Source organism: Roseobacter sp. FCG-D35 (assembly GCF_033436665.1).
Taxonomy (GTDB): domain Bacteria; phylum Pseudomonadota; class Alphaproteobacteria; order Rhodobacterales; family Rhodobacteraceae; genus JAWQFO01.
The window spans coordinates 288,171-308,476 of sequence record NZ_JAWQFO010000003.1; the positions used below are offsets into that span (position 1 = coordinate 288,171).

A 20,306-nucleotide genomic window follows, 5' to 3' on the forward strand; every position below is an offset into this window, starting at 1 on the left:
ACGCCCGGCGATGACATTCCTAAATTTGGTCCGCCCGCCGCCGATTACAGAATTGGTTCGCCTGGGCCTCAGTGTCGCGGGGAAACAAAGGAACGCGGTCCGGAAGGTGGTGGCCTCCAAGAGGCCGCTGCCCAGCCCGATGATGTCCCACCGCCCCGCGGTGCAAACGGCGGCGATTGTGGCTGTCATCAAATATGGGCGGACGGCCCAGCGATGCAGCGGGGGACATCCGGTTCTTTGCGGGAGTGTCTTCGTCAGATCGCCCGCGGTTCGCGCAGCGCGCTGACATCCGATGCGGTCACCTCTGCGCCGCTGTCGAGAACCAGCACGGCAGCGCCGTCGCTGTTCCGCACCTCCGTCACGCGCGTGAAGGTTTCGGGCGTGGTCGTGCCGATCACCTCGCCGGCGGTACGGAATTCGAGGATGAAATCGTAAGTGTCCGCAGGCAGCGGGCTGCCACCGAGGTCGAGCCCTTCCCAGGTGAGCGAGCGAGCGGATTCGGAGACCTGGTAGCGTTGCACTTCCCGCCCGTCCGCCCCGCGCACGATCAGGAAGGCCTGCTCGGCCCCGTCGATCGGCTCGGTGGTCAGTTCGATCGGCTGGCCCTCGAAACGCGCAGGCGCCGCGCTACGCGCGTCCATCCCGATCCATCCGGCAACCTGCGCAATGCCACCCGTGCCAAGTCCGACGCTCAGCGCTTTGAGCAAGTCGTTGGAGAGCACCTGCTGCTCGACCATCGAGAACTGGGCCAACTGGGCGGCATACTCCGTCGACTCTATCGGCTCCAACGGATCCTGGAACCGGGCCTGGGCTGTGAGCATCTTGAGAAACGTCTCGAAATCGGACGACAGCACGCCTGCCTTTTCCTTGGGTTCAGACACAGGCGGCGCGGTGGCTGCCGTGCCGGAGGCCGTGGGGTTAATATCCATGTCGTGTCTCCTAGAGCCTGATGTCCAGGCCGGACGTTTTCCCAAGCAGCAACGTGACCGGCGCGTCTACACTCTCGCGCCCGCGTACCCTGCCGGGCTCTGCGCGCTCTGCCGCAGACGTGTCGTGGCCATCATCGGCAGAGGCTTCCGCACCAGCCTCGCCCTGAGCAAAGCCGAAGGCGATGTCGCCGTACCCGATGGCGGCGAATTCGCGCGCCAGCGCGTCGATGTGGCGGCGCATCAGGTCGAGCGTTTCGGGGCGTTCGGCCAGGACGTTGACGGTGATCGCGCCTTCGGCTGTCGAGATGCTGAGCCTGACCCGGCCGAGCTCTTCTGGATTGAGCGACAGTTCGACCGGCCTGTCGGGACGGTTCTGCAGCGCCTCGGCCATCTGCCGTCCCACCTGCGCTGGCAGTTCCGGCCGCGGGCTCGTGGCAGACGTTGCGGCGGGCGCCGCGGCACGGGTTTCCCACGCTGCCACCGCTTCAAGGTTTAGCGACCGGGACATCGTCGTTTCGCCGGCGGTCTCCCCACTTCCGGACAGCGCCAGGTCAAGAGGATAGGCCGGACCTGATACGGAAGGCTGCGGGACGGCGCGCGTTTGCACCTGCGCCCTTGTCGTGGCGGAAAGGACCGGCGTTGCAGGTCGGTGCGTCGGTCGCTTGGCGTCCAGCGTCGGCAAACCGCCATCCGGATGTCGGATCGCCGCGGACGGGACCGATGTCGGTGCAACACGTTCCGACACTTGGTTGGGGATGGCGATTGGTCTGACCGCCGCGTGCGCGACGGGCGCAGCCGGGTACACGGTCTTTTGCGCCGCATCTGCTTCGCCTGCCGCGATGACCGGTGTGGCGCGGACCTCTGCGACGGACGGCAGCATGCCCGGAGCCTGGGGGCTCTGTGCCGTCGTTGCGGCCGCCGCGCGATCGATGTCCGCGCGCGCAGGCACCGTATCGCGTTGCGTCGGGTTGAGGATCGTCGGCACTGCGACGTCTGCCTCTGCCATCCGAGCATCATTTCCCAGATCTGTCCTCTGGTGCCCGGGAACCGGATCGTCCGGGGCTTCGGGCCACGTTTCGGCGACGGTCCCGATTGCATCGTCGGTATCCTCGAAAATGGACAACAGAGCCTCGCTGTCCTCGGGCGCGGCGAGGATGTCGTCACCTGCTTCGGCGCTATCGGTCACATCCAAACCGGCGTCCTTGGCTTTTGCTTTTTCTTGCGGCGGCGCGGTGGTGGCCGCGCCCGCATCCTCATCGCCGGCATACGCCGCCTCGAACCCGCGCTCGTCGGCCGGGTGATCCGGGTTGGCGCCCTTCGACATCGAAGCGGAATGCCCGGAAACGGGTGTCAGGGACAAAACGGACTGCATCGCGCACCTCTCGAGGGAGTCTTCCCGGCCTGACGCCTTATGCACGCCGCGGGTTACCGCATCTTTACCGCTACACGTCATTGTCCCGGATATTGACTGCAATTGGAGAGATCGATGATCACACCCCCGTCACCGGCGGCGCCCGGAGCCGCGGCGAAGCACGAACCGGCCCTGCGCGCGGCCGCGCAGGAACTCGAAGCCAGCTTTCTCGCCGAAATGCTGAAGGCCGCGGGCCTCGGCGAGAGCAGGACCGCGTTCGGCGGCGGTGCGGGCGAGGATCAGTTCGCCTCGCTGCTGGTCGCCGAGCAGGCGAAGGCGATCGTGCGGACCGGCGGGATTGGCCTTGCGGAGACCTTATACGAGGCCCTGAAGGAGACGCGCCATGACAAGTGACTCCGCGCACGAAATCATCGCCGCGCTCGACGAATTGCTCGAAGAGGAACGCGCCGCGTTGCTGAAAGGCGATCTCGAAACGGTGTCCCAGCTGCTCGACAGCAAGACCGAACTGATAGAGCGGCTGTCACGGCTCGAGCTTGAGAGCGCCGCGCTGACGACACTCGACGGCAAGGTTCGCCGCAACCAGGCCCTGCTTGAACAGGCAGCGGCCGGTATTCGCAAGGTGGCGGCAAGGCTGGCCGAACTGCGACAGGTGCGCGCGACGCTCGACACCTATACCCAGCGCGGTACCCGCGAAAGGGTCGAGCTGGGGCCCGACTCTTCCGTCGAGCGACGCGCATGAGGTGGATTTGCTAAAATCCGAAACAGACGAAAGGGAGGTGTTAGTGCGCCGTTAGGCATTGAAACGACATGGTGCGCGTGCATCCGAGGTCGGGTGGCGCATCGTCCCCAAGGTTGGCGACTGCATTGGTCAGAAAGACAGTTATTGCCCGGACGGCAAAGCCGAACGGGTCTCACCAACGCAAAAGCGTTTGATCGAAGGAACATGCTTATGTCGAGCATTCTTACCAACAACGGCGCCATGGTGGCCCTGCAGACCCTCAAGAACACCAACATGCAGCTGGAGAGGGCGCAGAATTCCATCGCCACCGGCAAGGACATTTCGGGCGCCAAGGACAACTCGACCGTCTGGATGACCTTGGCATTGGAGGAATAGGCGCGCTGCGTCTTGATCATGGAGGTCAGCTCTCCGGCGACGTCGGTAGCCGATTCCTCGCGGGCGAATGAGGCGATGTCGCCGGTCGGTCCGTCACCGGCATCCCAGAGATAGAATTCGCCGCTGTCCCGGGTCGGCGTGTAGATCTGCGAGTCGCCGGCGATCAAACCGTTGGGGTTGGCGACATGCACCAGCGGAACCTTGTAGATCGTCCGGATCTCCCCGGTGTCGAAATAGGCCCGGACGTAGCCGTTGGGATCGACATCGATGTTGGTCAGGTTGCCGACCGGCGAGCCGTCCTTGGAGACCGCGACCGGCGCGAAATTGTAGGACAGCTGGGTCATCCCTTCGGTATCGCCGATGGCGCCGATGTCGATCTCGATCGGGCCTGCAGGCACGTTGACGATCAAGGTTCCCGCGACCGGGTCGTAAGCGCCGCCGGTCACCGTGGTCACCGAGGCCAGCTGGCCGCCGGCGGTGCGCGAGTCGGTGAAGGTCATGACATATTCGCCGATCGCCGTCGCCGGGTCGCTGGCGTCGAAAAGCTGCATCGTCCATTCGTTCGAGGCGCCCGCGGCGGGCACCGTCGGCGTGAAGGTGATGTTGATGCTTTGCGACGTGCCGAGGTTGTCGAAATACTCGATGGACAGGTTTTCGTCCGCGCCGGCTCCGCCGGCCTGGGTTTCGGTCGCCGGCAGATTGACCCCGAGATTGATCGAGGTGGTCGGATTGGCCTCGAGCGCGCTGGTGTTGATCTTGACCGGGACCAGCGCATCGGACGTGTCGCGCGGATAATTCGGGATGCTGCCATCCTGAAGGGCCGGCCAGCCCATCAGGACCAGCCCGGTGTCGGATTTGAGGTACCCGTTGGCATCGGTACGGAACGAGCCTGTCGTCGTGAGGAACATCTGCGAATCGTCGCCATTCACCGAGACGTCGGCGATCTGGGCCACCGGCAGCATGCCCGCGCCGCGCACCGCGAGGTCGGTGGCGTTGGATGTCGCGACAAGCGTCCCGCGTTCGTCGATGAGCCGCGTGGTCGAGGTGCGCACGCCGCCGGCAGCATAGGAGCCGCCGTTTCCGGACAGGACCATCGAAGCGAAATCCGTCTCGACCCGCTTGTAGCCGTAGGTCGAGGAGTTCGCGATATTGTCCGAAATCGATGCGAGCCGCGTCGCATTCGCCTGCAAGCCCGCCACCCCGGCATTGAGCGAAGAAGAAATGGTCATGTGGCGCACTCCCCTGGATCTGCAAAACCTTGGAGACTTCCCTAAGCGCCCCGGCTTAAGGCGGCGCTAACAGATAAAATGCAGGGCATTCGGCGCGGATCACTTGCGCAGCAGGACGATTTCGACCCGGTCATTGCGGGTCGCCATAGTGTTTCTGACTACCGGTTCGCGGTCCGCGTGGCCGGTGACGCGGGCCATCCGGGCCGAGTCCACGCCATCGCCCTCGAGCATCTGGCGCACCCGCGTGGCGCGCGCCGCGGACAGGTCCCAGACCGGGTTTTCGCGGAGGACGATGGCGCGCGCGCGGACATGGCCGCCGACGGCGATCTCGTTCAGAACGAGGTTCGACACCGACGCAACCAGATCCACCAGTTGCCGGAGCAGCGGCATCGGCGCATCACCGTCCTCAAAAAAAAGCGGTATCCCGTCGAGCGCGAAGAGCTCGATCACGAGACCCTCGTCGGTGATCCGGGTCGTGATGTGTTTCATCAGGTTCTTCATCACCGTAGATTCGCCGCCGCGACCCAGCAGTTCCTTTTCGAGCGCGCGCAGCTCGGCATCGGCCTGATCGAACTCGCTTCCGGTCGCGTTCATGCCGCTGTCGCCGCGCGCCTGCGCGGACTCGGTTGCATGCCTCGAAGAGGATCCGGCACCGTTCTTGGCCAGCACATCCTCGGACAGGATGCTCTGGCCCGAGAACACGTCCTCGCCGCCGCCCGAGACGCGGTTGACCGCGATCGTCGGCGAGAAATAGTCCGCAAGCCCCTTGCGCTGCTGTTCGGTCGTCGCATTCAACAGCCACATCATCAGGAAGAAGGCCATCATGGCCGTCACGAAGTCGGCGTATGCCACCTTCCAGGCCCCGCCGTGATGCGTGGGGCGACCCACGACCTTCTTCCGCTTGATGATGACCGGTGCGAGGTTGCCCCGCGCGCCCATAACTTCACCACACTCGTTTTACCCGTCCCGTAGATACAGGCGAGCCGTTACGGGCGGCTTAACGGCGTTCAGGGCGACGGATCGGCGGCGCCGCGCGCCCGGGCCAGCGCCATTTGCCGCTGGCGCTCGCGGAAGCGCTGCTTGTCGCTTTCCGAGGTCTCATCGACACAGTGATGGCAGCTGACCCCGGCCTCGTAGCCGGGCTGCGCGCGATCCTCCGGAAGGATCGGACGCCGGCAGCCGTGGCAGAGCAGATGCCGGCCCTGTTCCAGCCCGTGCACGACGCTGACGCGGTTGTCGAAGACGAAGCATTCGCCCTGCCAGGTGCTCTCGTCCGGCGGCACCTCTTCAAGATATTTCAGGATGCCGCCCTGGAGGTGGTAGACGTCCTCGACACCCTGGCCCAGCAGGTAGTTCGTCGATTTCTCGCAGCGGATGCCACCAGTGCAGAACATCGCGATCTTCTTGTTGTGGAACCGATGCCGATTGGCCTCCCACCAGGCCGGAAACTCGCGGAAGCTCGCGGTTTCGGGATCGACCGCACCTTCGAATGTGCCGATGGCGACCTCGTAGTCGTTGCGCGTGTCGATCACGGCGACGTCGGGCCGGCTGATCAGCGCGTTCCAGTCGCCGGGTGCCACGTAGTTGCCGACCCGCGCGCGGGGATCCACGTCCGGTTGGCCCATCGTCACGATCTCGCGCTTGATCCGCACCTTCATGCGCCGGAACGGCGCGCGATCGCTTTGCGATGCCTTCCAGTCGAGATCGGCGCAGCCTGGCAGGGCGCGCAAATGCGCAATCACAGCGTCGATCCCGTCACCGGGCCCAGCGATGGTCCCGTTCACGCCTTCCGGCGCGAGCAGCAGCGTACCGGTCACGCCTTCCCGCGCGCAAAGCTCTGCAAGCGCCGGCTTGAGTGCTGCCGGATCGTCGAAACGCGTGAAATGATAGAGGGCGGCGATGGTGTACATGGCGCGTCAGATAGGTCCGATGACGCTGGTTCCGCAAGAGGCGCGCGGCCAAAACCGGCCTTACAATGGCGCCGGGCCGCCGGTAGACTGGCCCTCGCTGTTCAAGGAGACACCATGCAGGCCCTGATCGTGATCGACGTGCAAAACGATTTCTGCCCCGGCGGGGCGTTGGCGGTGCCCGAGGGCGACGCGGTCGTCGACGGCATCAACGCGCTGATGGCCGAGTTCGACGCCGTGATCCTGACCCAGGACTGGCACCCGGCGGGGCATTCGTCGTTCGCGTCGTCGCACGACGGGAAGGAGCCTTTCGGCGTCGTGGAGATGGCCTACGGGCCGCAGGTGCTCTGGCCGGATCACTGCATCCAGGGCAGCGTCGGGGCGCAGTTCCATCCCGATCTCGCGTCGGACCGGGCCGACATGATCGTGCGCAAGGGCTACAATCCGGCAATCGACAGCTACTCGGCGCTGTTCGAGAACGACCACGAAACCCCCACGGGGCTCGAAGGGTACCTGCGCACGCGGAGGGTCGAGCGGCTGGTGATGTGCGGTCTCGCGCTCGATTTCTGCGTGAACTTCTCGGCCGTCGACGCCGCGCGCCAGGGCTTCGATGTCGAGGTGCGGCGCGATCTGTGCCGGGCCATCGATCTGGACGGATCGCTCGACGCCGCGCTCGAAGGCATGACGGCGGCGGGTGTTCGTCTGACGTAACGCGCAACCCGACGAGCGGCTTGGCGCTTGTCTCCGCTGCGGTGGGCTGGTCTAACCGTCGCGCCAAGGAGGAGAGACCGATGGTCGACATCGCCACGCGCGTCTGGAACCACAAGTGGAAGATCGATCCGATCGTCCGTTCGTTGATCGACACCGATTTCTACAAGCTCCTGATGTGCCAGTCGGTGTTTCGCAACAAGCCCGACACGCGCGTGACCTTCTCGCTCATCAACCGCTCGACCGAGGTGCCGCTCGCGCGGCTGATCGACGAAGGCGAATTGCGCGAGCAGCTTGACCACATTCGGTCGCTGTCGTTGAGCCGTGGTGAGTCCACCTGGCTGCGCGGCAACACCTTCTACGGCAAGCGCCAGATGTTTCGGCCGGATTTCATGGAGTGGTTCGAGGATCTGCGCCTGCCGCCTTACAACCTGGAACGCAACGGCGACCAGTACGAGCTGACTTTCGAGGGCGCCTGGCCAGAGGTGATGCTTTGGGAGATCCCGGCGCTGGCTGTGCTGATGGAGCTGCGCAGCCGCGCGGTTCTGAACGACATGGGGCGGTTCGAGCTGCAGGTGCTTTATGCCCGCGCAATGACCCGGGTCTGGCAGAAGATCGAGTCCCTGCGCGAGATCGAAGGTCTTTCCATCGCCGATTTCGGCACCCGTCGCCGCCACAGTTTTCTCTGGCAGGACTGGTGCGTGCAGGCGATGCAGGAGGGGCTCGGGTCTGCCTTCACCGGCACCTCGAACTGCAAGATCGCCATGACCCGCGAGCTCGAGGCGATCGGAACCAACGCGCACGAGCTGCCGATGGTCTATGCCGCCCTGGCCGAGGACGACGCAGCGCTTGCTCGGGCGCCCTATGATGTGCTGTCGGACTGGCACGAGGAGCACGAGGGCAACCTGCGCATCGTGCTTCCGGATACCTACGGCACCAAGGGCTTTCTCGATCGGGCGCCGGATTGGCTGGCCGGCTGGACCGGCGTGCGCGTGGACAGCGGTGACCCGGCCGAGGCGGCGCGGATCGCGATCGACTGGTGGCGTGCGCGCGGCGAGGATCCCAAGGCCAAGCGCGTGATCTTCTCGGACGGACTCGACGTCGACAGGATCCGCGCGCTGCATGCCGAATTCTCGGGCGAGGTGCAGGTGTCTTTTGGCTGGGGCACCTTGCTGACCAACGATTTTCGAGACCTCGTGCCAGGCGACGCGCTCGCCCCGTTCAGCCTGGTGTGCAAGGCGGTCTCGGCCAACGGGCGGCCGACGGTCAAGCTCTCGGACAATCCCAACAAGGCGATGGGACCACAAGACGAGATCGAACGCTACAAGCGCGTGTTCGGTGTCGGCCATCAGGACGCGCTGTCGGTCGTCGTCTGAGGCCGTCACGCGTCAGCCCGTGGGCAACGAGAAGCCGAGGATCGCCCCGCCACGGTCAGAGTTCCGGGCCCAGACCTCTCCCTGCCAGCGTGTCACGATGCGCCGCACCAGCGCGAGACCGAGTCCCGAGACCTCGTCGCTGTTCTGGTGCCCGTTGAGCGACCAGAACATGTCGAAAACGCGGTCCATGACCTCCGGCGGAATGCCTTTGCCGTCATCCTCGACTTCGAAATGGTGTGCGCCGCGCATGCGCCGGTGTCGGACCGTGATCTTCGGAGAGCGGTTCGGGTGATGCTTCACCGCGTTCGACAGCAGGTTGCGCAGGACGATTGCGAGTTCGACCTTCTGCGCGGTGATCTGCGGAAACGCCCCGTCGAGACACAGAGAGGCGCCGACGGGCAAGTGCAAATCGGCGACGTCGCGCATCAGTGCCGCCAGATCGATCTCTTCCCGCTCTTGTGCCGCGCCCACGACGCGGATGTAGCGGAACACCGCGCGGACCATGGCGTCGAGCTTGGCCACGCGCCCCGAAATCGTTTCGAGATGCTCGTCGATCTCGGCACGCGCCGCGGCGGGAACATCCTCGAGGTCGTCGCGCGCGAAATCGAGCAGCGCGCCGATCTGCAGGAGCGGCCCGCGCAGATCATGTGCGGCGATCTGCGTGAACTGCTCCATGTCGTCGATACGGACCTGGTCATGCTCGCGCCGAAGGCGCGCCCGCTGGCGGACCAGAAGCGTGAGCATGCTCGAAACGAACACGATCAGAGCCATCGGGATCAGGAACGTGAACGTCCGGCGTTTCACGAGCGTCGCCTCGTAGGACCGCATCTGTTCGATCAGGATGGCATGCAGCCGTCGCAGACCTTCCAGCGCGTCCGCGTCGTCCACACGGACGGCGGTATCGATCTCTTTCGCGGTATGACCCAGCGCGTGCATTCGGCTGACCGTGTCCACGCTGTCGCGGTAGGCTTCGAGCGTGTGCCGCAGACCGTCGAACCGCGGGTCGTCCGGAACCGTGGTTCCGGCCTGAATTCTTCCAAGCAGGTCCAGCGCGCGGTCTGCGGAAGCCTTGGCGGCGTCGCGATAGCGGCGTTCCTCCGGCCGCAGGATCCAGTTCTTGAAGCTGTGGATCATGCCGCCGTAGCCCATGACCTGCTCGAGCGCGACCTTGTCGTTGTAATGTGCCAACTGGCGTTCGACGATCTCGGCCTGGTCGATACGGACATAAATCAGGATCGCGCCAAGCAGCGTCGACACGGCAACGCAGATCGCGCCGGTCGTCCAGGCGACCGTCCGCAAATTGCGCTTGAGCTGTGCTTGGGGCGTCATGCGACGATGCTTTCTGCGAGGGCCGCGCCCGGTCCCGTCCGTGTCTAGGCGACAAGGTTTAAGAAAGCACAAGCGCGCGCCGGATCACCCCGGCGCGGTCGCGAAAGCTATTCGGGCGGATCCACCTTGCCGCGCAGCGACTTCACCTCGCCGCGCGCCTTTTTCGCCTTCAGGCGGCGTTTCTTCGATCCCAGCGTCGGCCGCGTCGGAATCCGTCTTTTGGGCGCGACAAACGCCTTGCGCACCAGCTCGGCAAGCCTTTCGCGCGCGATTTCGCGGTTACGCGCTTGCGAACGGGTCTCGTCGCACTGGATCACGACGGCGCCCTCGGTGGTCCAGCGCCGTCCGGCCAGCCGCTTCAATCGCGCCTTGACCGGCTGCGGCAGCGACGGTGATCGCGCAGCCTCGAACCGCAGTTCGACCGCCGAGGACACCTTGTTCACGTTCTGCCCGCCGGGTCCCGAGGCGCGCATGAAGCTCTCGGTCAATTCCCAGTCCTGCAGGGCGATGTCCTTGTCGATGTTCAGCATGCGCAACCTCCTCGACGGCACTTAGCGCCGAAACCCCCTGTCGTGAAGGGGCCGATACCCGCGGGACCGATGACACGAAAAGGGCCGCCCCCGGCGGGAGCGGCCCAATCGAATGGTGCAAGGAGGTGGTTCCGGTTAGATCGCGATCCACCTTGGCGGTTCATCCCACCGAGGGTTGCCTCAGCGCGTGACCTCCAAAGCTGTTCCGGCACCTCTCTCCAATCCCGTTCTCGACACTGGATCACCTCCTTTGCATATCTGTTGAACCTGCGAGAATCATTCCACAGGTTCCTCCGTTCGCAAAGGATTTTCTGTCAGGCAGGCTGCAAAAGCCGCTGCGTGATCACCCGGAAGGGGATAAGTGCCACCAGAGCGAGCGAAAGCTTTACCATCCAGTCCGCAAAGGCGAGCGATACCCAGAGCGGCGCGACGGGACCGACGCCCAGAAGCGGCAGCATCTCGCCGGCCCAGGACACGTCGTTGTTCGGCTCGAGAAAGCTCAGGCTGGCCGAGAAGGCGAGCGTGAAGAAAACCGCCGTGTCCACCGAACTGCCGATCAGCGTCGAGGCCAGCGGAGCACGCCACCAGCGCCCGTCGCGCAGGGCCGAGAAGATCGAGACGTCGAGCAGTTGCGCGGTCAGGAAGGCAAGACCCGAGCCGATTGCGATGCGCAGGGTCACGAGCGGGCCGAACTCGCCCATGATTTGCGTGCCGATCAGAGAGCAGATCACGCCGACGACGAAACCCGCAAGCACGACGCGCCGGGCCGGGCCTGCGCCATAGACGCGGTTCATCACGTCGGTCACGAGGAAGGCGAGCGGATAGGTGAACGCACCCCAGGTCAGCCATTGGCCGAACAGGAACTGCACGAGGATGTTGGAGGCCACGACGATGGCGGCCATGGCAAGAATGCCGGGAAGGTGGGCACGGGTCATTTGAAACGGGTCCGTTTTGGCAAGGGTGCGGCGACTTGGTCGGCGATCCGGCCGACCCGCGGTCTTTAGGCGCCGCGAAGCGCCGACGCAAGTCATTCCGTCAGCGCGTATTCGACGATCTGGTTGCGCTGGATCGGCAGGAAGTTGTCATCGGCCACCATCGTCAGCCGGATCCGGCCCGCGCCATCGCGCCAGACGCTCAGACCTTCGAGATTGCCATGGGTGCCGAGGCGGGTCTGAAGGACCGTCCTTTCGCGCGTCAGCCGTCGCTCGGTCACCGTGAAGGCGCGCACCCGGCTGCGGAACCCGAAGGGATAGACGTGCCGCTCGAGAACGTAGAGCCGCCCGTCTGGTCCGAAATCGCCGCCGACCGGCAAAAAGCGGTCATCGAGGGGCAGGGTGACGGGTTGATCCCACCTGGCGCCGGGCCGCCGGCGGTGGATCAATGTCTCGCGTGCGCCGCGCCCGGTTTCTTCCTCGATCGCGTAGAGGCTTCCGTCGGGAGACAGGGCAAGCGCCTCGAGACCTCCGTTGTTCGCCATGGCGCGCCATGCGCGCGTGTAGGATTCCCATTCGGCCGGCCCGTCTACGGTGCCGTAGGACCACACCCGGTCGACCCGCTCGAAGGACACGTAGATGCGACCGTCCGGACCGACGGCGAGCCCCTCGGCGTCGATGCGATTTTTGACCACGTCGGCCCCGTCGGGGTCACGAAGCAGATTGACGGACCGTAAGGAAATGCCATCGATCGCACCGGCATCGTCGCGGGAAACATCCGCGTCGATGATCCTGCCCCTGTCGGTGACGGCCAGCAACCGATCCCCGGCAAGGGACATCTCTATGCCCGAGATGCCACCGAACCAGTCTTCATCGACCGACCATCGGTAGGCCGAAACAAGTTGCGCGGGCTGGTCTTCGGGCGCGACAGACGGGCCCGCCGGGTAGTACCTGTAATAGGTGCCGAGTACCGCGACCGCCGCGATCAGTCCGACTGCAGCACGCCAGCGCATTGGGCGGGCAGTTCTGCCATGACGATGTCACGCTTGGGCTTCGGCTTGACCTTGGGCGCATTCGGGTCCGGCGGCGGCGGGTTGAGCAGGTTGTTCACCCAGGTCTGCGCGTCGGCGCAGCCGTCGCCCGGCGGCGGCGGGGTCTGGTTGATGCAGCCGCGCACCCCGCTGGGGCATTTCAGGCGGACGTGAAAGTGATAATGGTGTCCATACCAGGGCCGGACCTTGTTGAGCCAGCTGCGGTCGCCGGTCTCGTCGTTGCACATCTGAACCTTGGCGCCGGCGAAGATGAAGATCCGCGCGACGCGTGGATCAGACGCCGCGGCCTTGATCAACTCGTGATGCGCCCGCGTCCACTGGTCGTTGACGTAGGCGCCCTTTGCGCGCTGCATCGAGATCGACGAGATGTTCTCTCGCTGGCTGGCTGACAGGCGCATGTTGTCGGTCGGGCGCAGCCAGATGTCGGCGTCGAGTCCGATCTGGTGGCTGGCGTGGCCCGAGGTCATCGGGCCGCCGCGCGGCTGGCTGAGATCACCCACGTAAAGCCCGTTCCAGCCCGGCAGGCGGGCCGCCTTGGCGCTGAGGTCCTGCACGTAATCGACGGTTTCGGGATGTGCCCAGTTGCGGTTGCGCGACAGGCGCATCGCCTGCCACGTCGGTCCGGTCTCCGGCAGTTGCGCACCCCCGGCCATGCAGCCCTTGGAATAGCTGCCGAACGCGGCCGGGGACTGTTCGGAGCTTCTGGCCTCGGCCCCGAAAAGCCGCTTGGCCGGTACGTTGGCCAGCGCCGAATTGCTGCCGATGGTGGGAAGCGGGGCCTGGTCGGCCTCGCTTGGCGCGTCGCCGCCACCTCCGCAGGAGCCGAGTGTCAGCCCGAGGGCGCCGGCGATCAGTAGACGGTACAGGTTCATGCTCGTGCCTCTCCGTTCGTTTTGACCCATGATAGCAGAATCAACCCCGCGATGAATAGCCCGACGACAGGCAGGACGCCGGTTCGCTGGCTTCCGCTCAGATCCGTGGCGATCGCGATCAGGGCAGGGGCGAGAAACGAGGTCGCCTTGCCCGAAAGTGCGTAGAGCCCGAAGGCTTCGGTCATGCGCTCGGGGTTGCCTTGCAGGGTCAGCATGTTGCGCGACGAGGCCTGCAGGGCGCCGCCCGCAGCCCCGATCAGTGCCCCGGCGAGGTAGAACAGGATGTCCGGCAGAGGCGATCCCGCCGCGAGGTCCATGCCTAGCGCCGAGGTCGGCGTCAGCGTTACGACCATGCCCGAGGTCAGGATCAGCAGCACGCAACAGGCTCGGATCACCGGCATCGGTCCGATGGCGCTGTCGACGCGCCCGCCGACCCAGCAGAAGACCGCGCCGCTGATCGCCGCGACGATGCCGAAGACGCCGATGTCGACGATGCTCCAGCCCAGCACGCCGAAAGCGTAGATGCCGCCGAACGTATAAAGCCCGTTGAGCGCGTCGCGGTAGAACATCGACGAGCCGAGATAGGCCAGCAGCGACGGCGTTTGCGGCAGGCGGCGCAAGGTCTGCCACAGATCAGCAAGCCCCTTGCCCAGCTGGAAGCCCGAACTTTTTCGTGTCACCGGAGCCGCGCGGAAGGCGAGGAAGAACGGCACCATGAACACCGCGAACCAGATCGCAACGAACGGTCCGACCACGCGCGTATCGGCCCCTGTCGCCGGGTCGAGCCCGAACAGCGGCGCAAGGCCGGCCATCGTGCGGCCTCCGCCGGCGTCCTGGAAAAATGCGATCATGATGATCAGCGCCAGAACCCCGCCGGCATAGCCGAAGGCCCAGCCCGACCCCGAGATTCGGCCGCGCGTTCCTGCGTCCGGGGTGAGATCGGGCAAGTAGGAATTGGTGAAGATCGTCGCGAACTCCATGCCGATCAGCCCGATGCCGAAAAACGCTAGCGCCCAGAGTACCGAGAAGGACTGCGGCGCCGTCCACCACAAAGCGAACGAACCGATCACGTAGAGCGCCGAGAATCCCCAGATCCACGGCAGGCGTCGGCCGGAACTGTCGGCGACCGCCCCGAGCATCGGGGCGAGAAGTGCAATGACGACGCCTGCTGCGGTCAACCCGTAACCCCACCAGGCCTGCGCCTGCGCCTTGGCGGCTTGCTCGGCCATGCCGCCGTCCATCAAAACCTGCGACGCGGTCTGGGCGAAATAGGGTCCGAAGATGAAAGTCAGCAGCAGCGTGTTGTAGGGCTGGCTTGCCCAATCGAAGAAGTACCAGCCCCAGATGCGCCTGCGCGCCGAGATGTCCGCCATGCCCCGCCTGTCCTGCCAGTCCTCGCTGCGAGGTAGATCAGGCCTGCGGACCGGGCGCAATAGAGCGCTTGACCCGGCGGCATCCGGCCGGTGCCGCAGCCTTGCCCTTTGGCCGTGCGGTGCTTAATTGAAGCCGGACGCAAGAAGAGGGCCACCCATGCAATCGCTGTTCGAAATCCTGATGCTGCTGCTCAATATCGTGTGGTTCTTCATCATCGCTCACGTGGTCATGAGTTGGCTGATCAACTTCCAGGTCCTGAATTTGCGCCAGCCCCTGGTTTCGCAGATCTGGTACGGCCTGAACCGGTTGCTCGAACCGCTTTACGCCCCCATCCGACGCATGCTGCCGCAGATGGGCGGCATCGACCTTGCGCCGCTCGTGGTGTTGGTCGGCGTGGCGATCCTGCGGATCATCCTGATCAACAACTACGCCGCCTTCGTCTGACCCGGCCGCGATCCGCCCCTGTCCGGCCCGCGACGCGCGGTCCGGGCTTGTTCACGGAATCTTAGTGTGGGAGTCTGCACTCAACGAGCAGGCAGACAACAGGATCCCCCATGACCGGCGCAGCCCCGCTGCTGAGCGACGTATTCGGCTTCGACGCGTTCCGGCCCGGCCAGCAAGAGATCGTCGAGGCGGTCGCCGCGGGACGCAACGTGCTCGCGATCATGCCGACCGGCGGCGGCAAGTCGCTGTGCTTCCAGTTGCCGGCGCTCATGCGCGAGGGCGTGACAGTGGTGATCTCGCCGCTGATCGCACTCATGCGCGACCAGGTGCGCGCCCTGCAGGAAACCGGCGTCGCCGCGGGCGCGCTGACCTCGGGCAACACGTCCGATGAAAACGATGCGGTCTACGAGGCGCTGACCTCAGGACGGCTCAAGCTGCTCTACATGGCTCCGGAACGGTTGGGCAGCGCGTCGGCTGCGGGCATGCTGCGCCGGGCCAACGTGACCGGAATCGCCGTCGACGAGGCGCATTGCGTCAGCCAGTGGGGTCATGACTTCCGCCCCGACTACCTGCGCATCGGCGCGCTGCGCCGCGCGCTCGACGTGCCGCTGTTTGCCTTCACCGCGACGGCGGATGCCGAGACCCGCGCCGAGATCGTCGAAAAGCTGTTCGGCGGCGAAACCCCGCAGAGCTTCCTGCGCGGCTTTGACCGGCCCAATATCCATCTCGCCTTCGCCGCCAAGGACCGTCCGCGTGCTCAGATCCTCGATTTTGCCGGCCAGCGTCGCGGCCAGTCCGGGATCGTCTACTGCGGTACCCGCGCCAAGACCGAGACATTGGCCAAGGCGCTGCGCGACGAGGGTCACGAGGCGCTGCACTATCATGGCGGGATGGAGGCCGACGACCGGCGCCGCGCCGAGGCGCGGTTCCAGCAGGAAGACGGGCTGATCGTTGTCGCCACGGTGGCCTTCGGCATGGGCATCGACAAGCCGGACATTCGCTGGGTCGCGCACGCCGACCTGCCGAAATCCATCGAGGCCTACTACCAGGAGATCGGCCGCGCGGGCCGCGACGGCGCTCCGGCAGAAACCCTAACGCTTTACGGCCCCGACGACATCCGCCTGCGCCGGGCGCAGATCGACGAGGGCATCGCCCCGCCGGAACGGCGCAGTGCGGACCATGCAAGGCTCAACGCCCTGCTCGGGCTGGCCGAGGCCCAGACCTGCCGCCGCGCGTCGCTGCTGGGCTATTTCGGCGAGACCGACGTGACCTGCGATCGCTGCGATCTCTGCGACAATCCGCCCGAGCTCTTCGATGCCACCACCGCCGTGCGCAAGGCACTGTCGGCAGCCCTGCGCACCGAGGAACGCTTTGGCTCGGGTCATCTGATCGACGTGCTGACCGGCAACGCGACCGACAAGGTGGCCCGGCACGGCCACGGCGATCTGCCGACCTTCGGGGTCGGCCAGGAGTACTCCCGCAGCCAGTGGCAGGCGATCTTCCGGCAGATGATGGGCCTCGACCTGCTGCGCCCCGATGCCGAACGGCACGGCGCACTGGCGATGACCGACGACGCGCTGCCGCTTTTGCGTGGCGAGGCGACGATCGCGCTGCGCAAGGACACCGTGCGCGCTGCCGCCGCGCGCAGGCCCGCGGCCAATGCGATGGTGTCGGACGAGGACGCGCCGCTGCTCTCGGCGCTGAAGGCGAAACGCCGCGCGCTGGCCGAGGCGGCGCGGGTGCCGGCTTACATCATCTTTACCGACCGCACCCTGATCGAGATGGCCGAGACCCGTCCGGGCAACATCGACGAGATGGCGCGGATCGGCGGGGTCGGGGCCAAGAAGCTCGAAAGCTACGGCGACGCGTTTCTCGAGGTCATCGCCGGCGAGGCTGCGCATATGCACCCCTCGCGTCGCAAGCTCGCCGGGCGCGAGGCGGGCGGCGTCTACGACCGACTGCTCGAAGCGCAGGCGCGGTTGGCGCGCGGAGAGATGGGCACCGACAAGCCGCTGAGCTGTTCGGCATCGCTGCTGGCGCGTCTTGCGCGGCTCGGTAGCCCGGATCCGGACGCAGTGACGCGCCTGCTGGGCGAGAAGCGGGCCGAACGTTTCGGACCGGCCTTTCTGGACGTTCTGCGCGAAGCGGGCTAGGTGCCGGCGGGTCAGAAGAGGAACCTGCCGATGCTCGTCGTGATCTCACCTGCAAAGCGCCTCGATTGGAGCGACCGCGACGTCGAAATGACCGCGCCGGTGTTCCGCGACGATGCGCTGCGCCTCGCCAAGACCGCCCGCAACCTGACGCTGGGCCGGTTGAAGGCGTTGATGGATCTTTCCGATGATCTTGCGCGGCTCAACCGCGACAGGTTCGCCGCGTTCGGGGCATCGCCGGATCCCGAAACCCTGCGGCCGGCAGCATTCGCCTTTGCCGGCGATACCTATCTCGGGCTCGATGCCGCCAGCCTCGATGCCGACGCGCTGCGCTATGCGCAGGATCACCTGCGGATCCTGTCGGGGCTTTACGGCCTGCTGCGTCCACTCGATGGGATCCAGCCTTACCGGTTGGAGATGGGCAGCCGGCTAAAGACACGCCGGGGCGATACGCTTTACGACTACTGGCGCGACACCCTAGCCAAGGCCCTGAAGGCCGAGGCGGAGGCGCTGGGCTGCGAGACGTTGGTCAACTGCGCGAGCCAGGAATACTTCGGCGCGGTGCCGCCCGCCGCGCTGGGTCTGCGGATCGTCACGCCGGTCTTTCTCGAGGACAAGGGCGACGGGCGCGACCCCAAGGTCGTGAGTTTCTTCGCCAAACGGGCGCGCGGGGCGATGGCCCGGTTCATCGTCGAGCGGCGGGTGACCGACCCGGACGAGTTGAAAGACTTCGACACCGGCGGATACGCCTTCGATACCGAACGGTCCTCTGCTGATCGTCCGGTTTTTGTGCGCGCCTATTCGGCGGCCTGAACTCCGCTGGAGCCCAACGGCGCGGGGGCCGCGGCCCGGATCCGCTCGACCAACTCGGCCTTGCGCAGCGGCTTGGTCATGTAGTGATCGAGACCCGCGGCGAGGATCGCGGCGTCGTCGCCACGCATCGCATGCGCAGTGAGGGCCACGATGGGGACATGCCGTCCGGTTCCGGCCTCGTCCGCCCGGATCCGCCGGGTTGCCTCCTTGCCGTCCATCTTCGGCATCGAGATGTCCATGAAGATCAGATCCGGCTGAAAATCGCGGTAGAGTTTCACCGCCTCTTCGCCATTGGCCGCGAAGCGCAGGTCGATGTCGAGATCCTGCACCATCTTGCCGAAGACCAGCCGGTTGGTCCGGTTGTCCTCGGCGGTCAGCACCCGCAGGCGCGATCCAGATTCGTCCGGCGGCGGCGTGGCCTGCGCCGGACGGGGTGCCGCGCGGTGCGAAAACACCGGCACCGGGGCGTCATTCACCTCTGATCCCCTGCATCCTGCCGCGATTCCCACCCGGGCGACGAGGTCTTCGCGCAGATAGGGGCGGGTCAGGACATCGCCGACTTCGCCCGCTGTCGCGAGGGTCGACCGCGCCGTCAGCCGCAACAGGGCGGGCGCGAACCCGTCCCCGGTGAACTCAGGCATCCGGTCGGCGATCACCAGGTCGGCATCATCCGCGGCGGCGTCGAACGTGGGCCCGCCCGTCACCTCGAACCCAAGGGCACGCAACTGGCGCTGCAGAATGTCCCGCGCCGTCGCCGAAGCATCGACCACGTGCACGCGCGCCACGCCGTCCGGTCTGTCGCGTTCCGGCGACGCGCCGTCACCGGACAGCGGCAGGTCGATGTCGAAACCGAAGCACGTTCCCTCGCCTTCCGTCGACTTCACCCAAAGTTCGCCGCCCATCTTCGTGACCAGCCGCTTGCTGATCGCGAGACCGAGGCCGGTGCCGTCGAATTTGCGGTTGCGCGCGTTTTCGACCTGATTGAACTCGCCGAAGATGTGATCGATCTTGTCCGCCGGAATACCGATCCCGCTATCCTCGATCTCGACGATCAGGCTGGCCGACCCCTCGCTGGCGATGCCGCGGACGCGCACCACGATGCCGCCGCTGGCGGTGAACTTGATCGCGTTGCCGACGAGGTTCGTCATGACCTGCCGCAGCCGGCCCGGATCCCCGAGAAACCGGCCCGGAAGCTCCATGTCGTAATCGAGCGCGATCTCGAGACCCTTTTCGCTGGCCGCGGGTTCGAGCAACACCATGACCTCGTGGATCAGGCGTTCGAGATCGAACGGGTTGTGCAGCAACTCGAGCTTGTCGGCCTCGATCTTCGAGTAGTCGAGCACGTCGTTGATGATCACCAGCAGCGCCTCGCCCGAGTGCTTTATGGTGTCGACGCACAGGCGCTGATCGGCGGTCAGATCGGTTTCCGCCAGCACCTCGGCCATGCCAACGACGCCGTTCATCGGGGTGCGGATCTCGTGGCTCATGTTGGCGAGAAAGGCCGACTTGGCCCGGTTCGCGCTTTCCGCGACCTGCCGCGCCTCGCGCAGCTGTGCCTCGTACCGAACGGCCGCCGTGATGTTGAGACCCAGCGAGACGATGTCGCCGTCTGGTCCGCGCTGGTCGATCAGCTTGATGTAGCCGCCGTCCCAGAGCCTTACCGTGACCGGATCCGGGGCCGGCTCCTGGATGCGTTCGGTCATCATCCTGCGCCATTCGTCGGGTGGCAGGTCGCCGGTGTTGACGATGCCCTCGTCGGTCATCATCTGCAGCATGGTGACGTAGTTCACGCCCGGACGAATGATCTCGAGCCCGTCGAAGACCGACAGGAACGACCTGTTGGCCATGATGAGTTCAAGATCGGAGCTGTAGAAGGCGAACCCGTCGTTGATCGTCTCGATCGTGTGCCACATGCGGCGTTCGACCTGCTCGATCTTCTGATGCGCCGTGGTCAGCTCTGACTTGACCCGAAGGTTCTCGTCGCGGACGATCGCGACCTCAGCGCGGGTTTCCACGATTTCTTCCGACAAAGCACGAGCATGCAGGCCCAGTTTGCGGTTGGCGGCGAAAAGTTCGGCCTGCTTGAGTTCAAGCATCCGTTCCGCGGCCAGGCGACCGCGCCGTTCCTCTGCCAGCTTGTTTGCCAGACTCATCCCGTCGGCAGCCCCTCTTTCC

18 protein-coding genes and 1 pseudogene are annotated in these 20,306 nt (G+C 65.7%); 7 read left to right on the plus strand and 12 right to left on the minus strand.

The window, feature by feature from the left end; all coding sequences use genetic code 11:
- Positions 1–254: 254 nt before the first annotated feature.
- Both R5H30_RS09715 and R5H30_RS09720 read right to left on the minus strand, forming a co-directional pair.
- Positions 255–929 (minus strand): flagellar hook capping FlgD N-terminal domain-containing protein, encoded by a 675-nt coding sequence (locus R5H30_RS09715; RefSeq protein WP_318328077.1) that lies wholly within the window; start codon positions 927–929, stop codon positions 255–257.
- A 10-nt stretch (positions 930–939) separates the two neighbouring features.
- A complete protein-coding gene (locus tag R5H30_RS09720; RefSeq protein ID WP_318328078.1) occupies positions 940–2,253 on the minus strand; it encodes a flagellar hook-length control protein FliK in 1,314 nt (437 codons plus the stop codon).
- Positions 2,254–2,415: 162 nt separating this feature from the next.
- Between R5H30_RS09720 and R5H30_RS09725 the strand changes: the two genes are divergently transcribed.
- Both R5H30_RS09725 and flgN read left to right on the plus strand, forming a co-directional pair.
- A complete protein-coding gene (locus R5H30_RS09725) occupies positions 2,416–2,694 on the plus strand; it encodes a rod-binding protein (RefSeq protein ID WP_318328079.1) in 279 nt (92 codons plus the stop codon).
- A complete protein-coding gene (flgN, locus tag R5H30_RS09730; RefSeq protein WP_318328080.1) occupies positions 2,684–3,040 on the plus strand; it encodes a flagellar export chaperone FlgN in 357 nt (118 codons plus the stop codon). The genes R5H30_RS09725 and flgN overlap by 11 nt, the downstream gene beginning before the upstream one ends.
- 338 nt (positions 3,041–3,378) lie before the next feature.
- Here the strand turns inward: flgN and R5H30_RS09735 are convergent.
- The 3 genes and pseudogenes from R5H30_RS09735 to trhO form a co-directional block, all read right to left on the minus strand.
- Positions 3,379–4,644 (minus strand): annotated as a pseudogene (locus R5H30_RS09735) (flagellar hook protein FlgE); the annotation flags it as partial.
- Positions 4,645–4,743: 99 nt separating this feature from the next.
- Positions 4,744–5,583 carry a flagellar motor protein MotB gene (locus R5H30_RS09740; RefSeq protein ID WP_318328081.1) on the minus strand — a complete coding sequence of 280 codons (840 nt, stop codon included), beginning with the start codon at positions 5,581–5,583 and terminating at the stop codon, positions 4,744–4,746.
- 68 nt (positions 5,584–5,651) lie between these two features.
- Complete coding sequence (gene trhO / locus R5H30_RS09745) at positions 5,652–6,554, minus strand: oxygen-dependent tRNA uridine(34) hydroxylase TrhO (protein WP_318328082.1); 903 nt, start codon at positions 6,552–6,554, stop codon at positions 5,652–5,654.
- Positions 6,555–6,668: 114 nt separating this feature from the next.
- Here trhO and pncA point away from each other — a divergent pair, with 114 nt between their 5' ends.
- On the plus strand, positions 6,669–7,262 hold the full coding sequence (gene pncA, locus R5H30_RS09750) for a bifunctional nicotinamidase/pyrazinamidase (protein WP_318328083.1): 594 nt from the start codon (positions 6,669–6,671) through the stop codon (positions 7,260–7,262).
- 80 nt (positions 7,263–7,342) lie between these two features.
- Entirely contained in the window at positions 7,343–8,635 is a 1,293-nt protein-coding gene (gene pncB / locus R5H30_RS09755) for a nicotinate phosphoribosyltransferase (RefSeq protein ID WP_318328084.1), read from the plus strand.
- 12 nt (positions 8,636–8,647) lie between these two features.
- On the opposite strand, the gene R5H30_RS09760 is transcribed toward pncB, so the two are convergent.
- From R5H30_RS09760 to R5H30_RS09785, 6 genes are all read right to left on the minus strand, one after another.
- Positions 8,648–9,964 carry a sensor histidine kinase gene (locus R5H30_RS09760; RefSeq protein ID WP_318328085.1) on the minus strand — a complete coding sequence of 439 codons (1,317 nt, stop codon included), beginning with the start codon at positions 9,962–9,964 and terminating at the stop codon, positions 8,648–8,650.
- A 107-nt stretch (positions 9,965–10,071) separates the two neighbouring features.
- The gene (arfB, locus tag R5H30_RS09765) at positions 10,072–10,494 is read right to left on the minus strand and encodes an alternative ribosome rescue aminoacyl-tRNA hydrolase ArfB (protein ID WP_318328086.1); all 423 of its coding nucleotides are present in this window, start codon (positions 10,492–10,494) and stop codon (positions 10,072–10,074) included.
- A 314-nt stretch (positions 10,495–10,808) separates the two neighbouring features.
- On the minus strand, positions 10,809–11,429 hold the full coding sequence (locus tag R5H30_RS09770) for a queuosine precursor transporter (protein WP_318328087.1): 621 nt from the start codon (positions 11,427–11,429) through the stop codon (positions 10,809–10,811).
- Positions 11,430–11,521: 92 nt separating this feature from the next.
- Positions 11,522–12,439 (minus strand): esterase-like activity of phytase family protein, encoded by a 918-nt coding sequence (locus R5H30_RS09775; protein ID WP_318328088.1) that lies wholly within the window; start codon positions 12,437–12,439, stop codon positions 11,522–11,524.
- Positions 12,412–13,350 (minus strand): penicillin-insensitive murein endopeptidase, encoded by a 939-nt coding sequence (mepA, locus tag R5H30_RS09780; RefSeq protein ID WP_318328089.1) that lies wholly within the window; start codon positions 13,348–13,350, stop codon positions 12,412–12,414. Before mepA ends, R5H30_RS09775 begins: the two co-directional genes overlap by 28 nt.
- Positions 13,347–14,723 (minus strand): MFS transporter, encoded by a 1,377-nt coding sequence (locus R5H30_RS09785; RefSeq protein ID WP_318328090.1) that lies wholly within the window; start codon positions 14,721–14,723, stop codon positions 13,347–13,349. Before R5H30_RS09785 ends, mepA begins: the two co-directional genes overlap by 4 nt.
- Before the next feature lie 157 nt (positions 14,724–14,880).
- On the opposite strand from R5H30_RS09785, the gene R5H30_RS09790 reads away from it, so the two are divergent.
- The 3 genes from R5H30_RS09790 to yaaA all read left to right on the plus strand — a co-directional run bounded on the left by R5H30_RS09790 (position 14,881) and on the right by yaaA (position 18,131).
- Positions 14,881–15,168: a YggT family protein gene (locus R5H30_RS09790; protein WP_318328091.1), complete on the plus strand. Its 288-nt coding sequence runs from the start codon at positions 14,881–14,883 to the stop codon at positions 15,166–15,168.
- A 110-nt stretch (positions 15,169–15,278) separates the two neighbouring features.
- Positions 15,279–17,321: a DNA helicase RecQ gene (gene recQ, locus R5H30_RS09795; protein WP_318328093.1), complete on the plus strand. Its 2,043-nt coding sequence runs from the start codon at positions 15,279–15,281 to the stop codon at positions 17,319–17,321.
- 30 nt (positions 17,322–17,351) lie between these two features.
- The gene (gene yaaA, locus R5H30_RS09800; protein WP_318328095.1) at positions 17,352–18,131 is read left to right on the plus strand and encodes a peroxide stress protein YaaA; all 780 of its coding nucleotides are present in this window, start codon (positions 17,352–17,354) and stop codon (positions 18,129–18,131) included.
- On the opposite strand, the gene R5H30_RS09805 is transcribed toward yaaA, so the two are convergent.
- The gene (locus R5H30_RS09805; protein ID WP_318328096.1) at positions 18,116–20,284 is read right to left on the minus strand and encodes an ATP-binding protein; all 2,169 of its coding nucleotides are present in this window, start codon (positions 20,282–20,284) and stop codon (positions 18,116–18,118) included. The genes yaaA and R5H30_RS09805 overlap by 16 nt on opposite strands.
- Between the last annotated feature and the right edge of the window lie 22 nt (positions 20,285–20,306).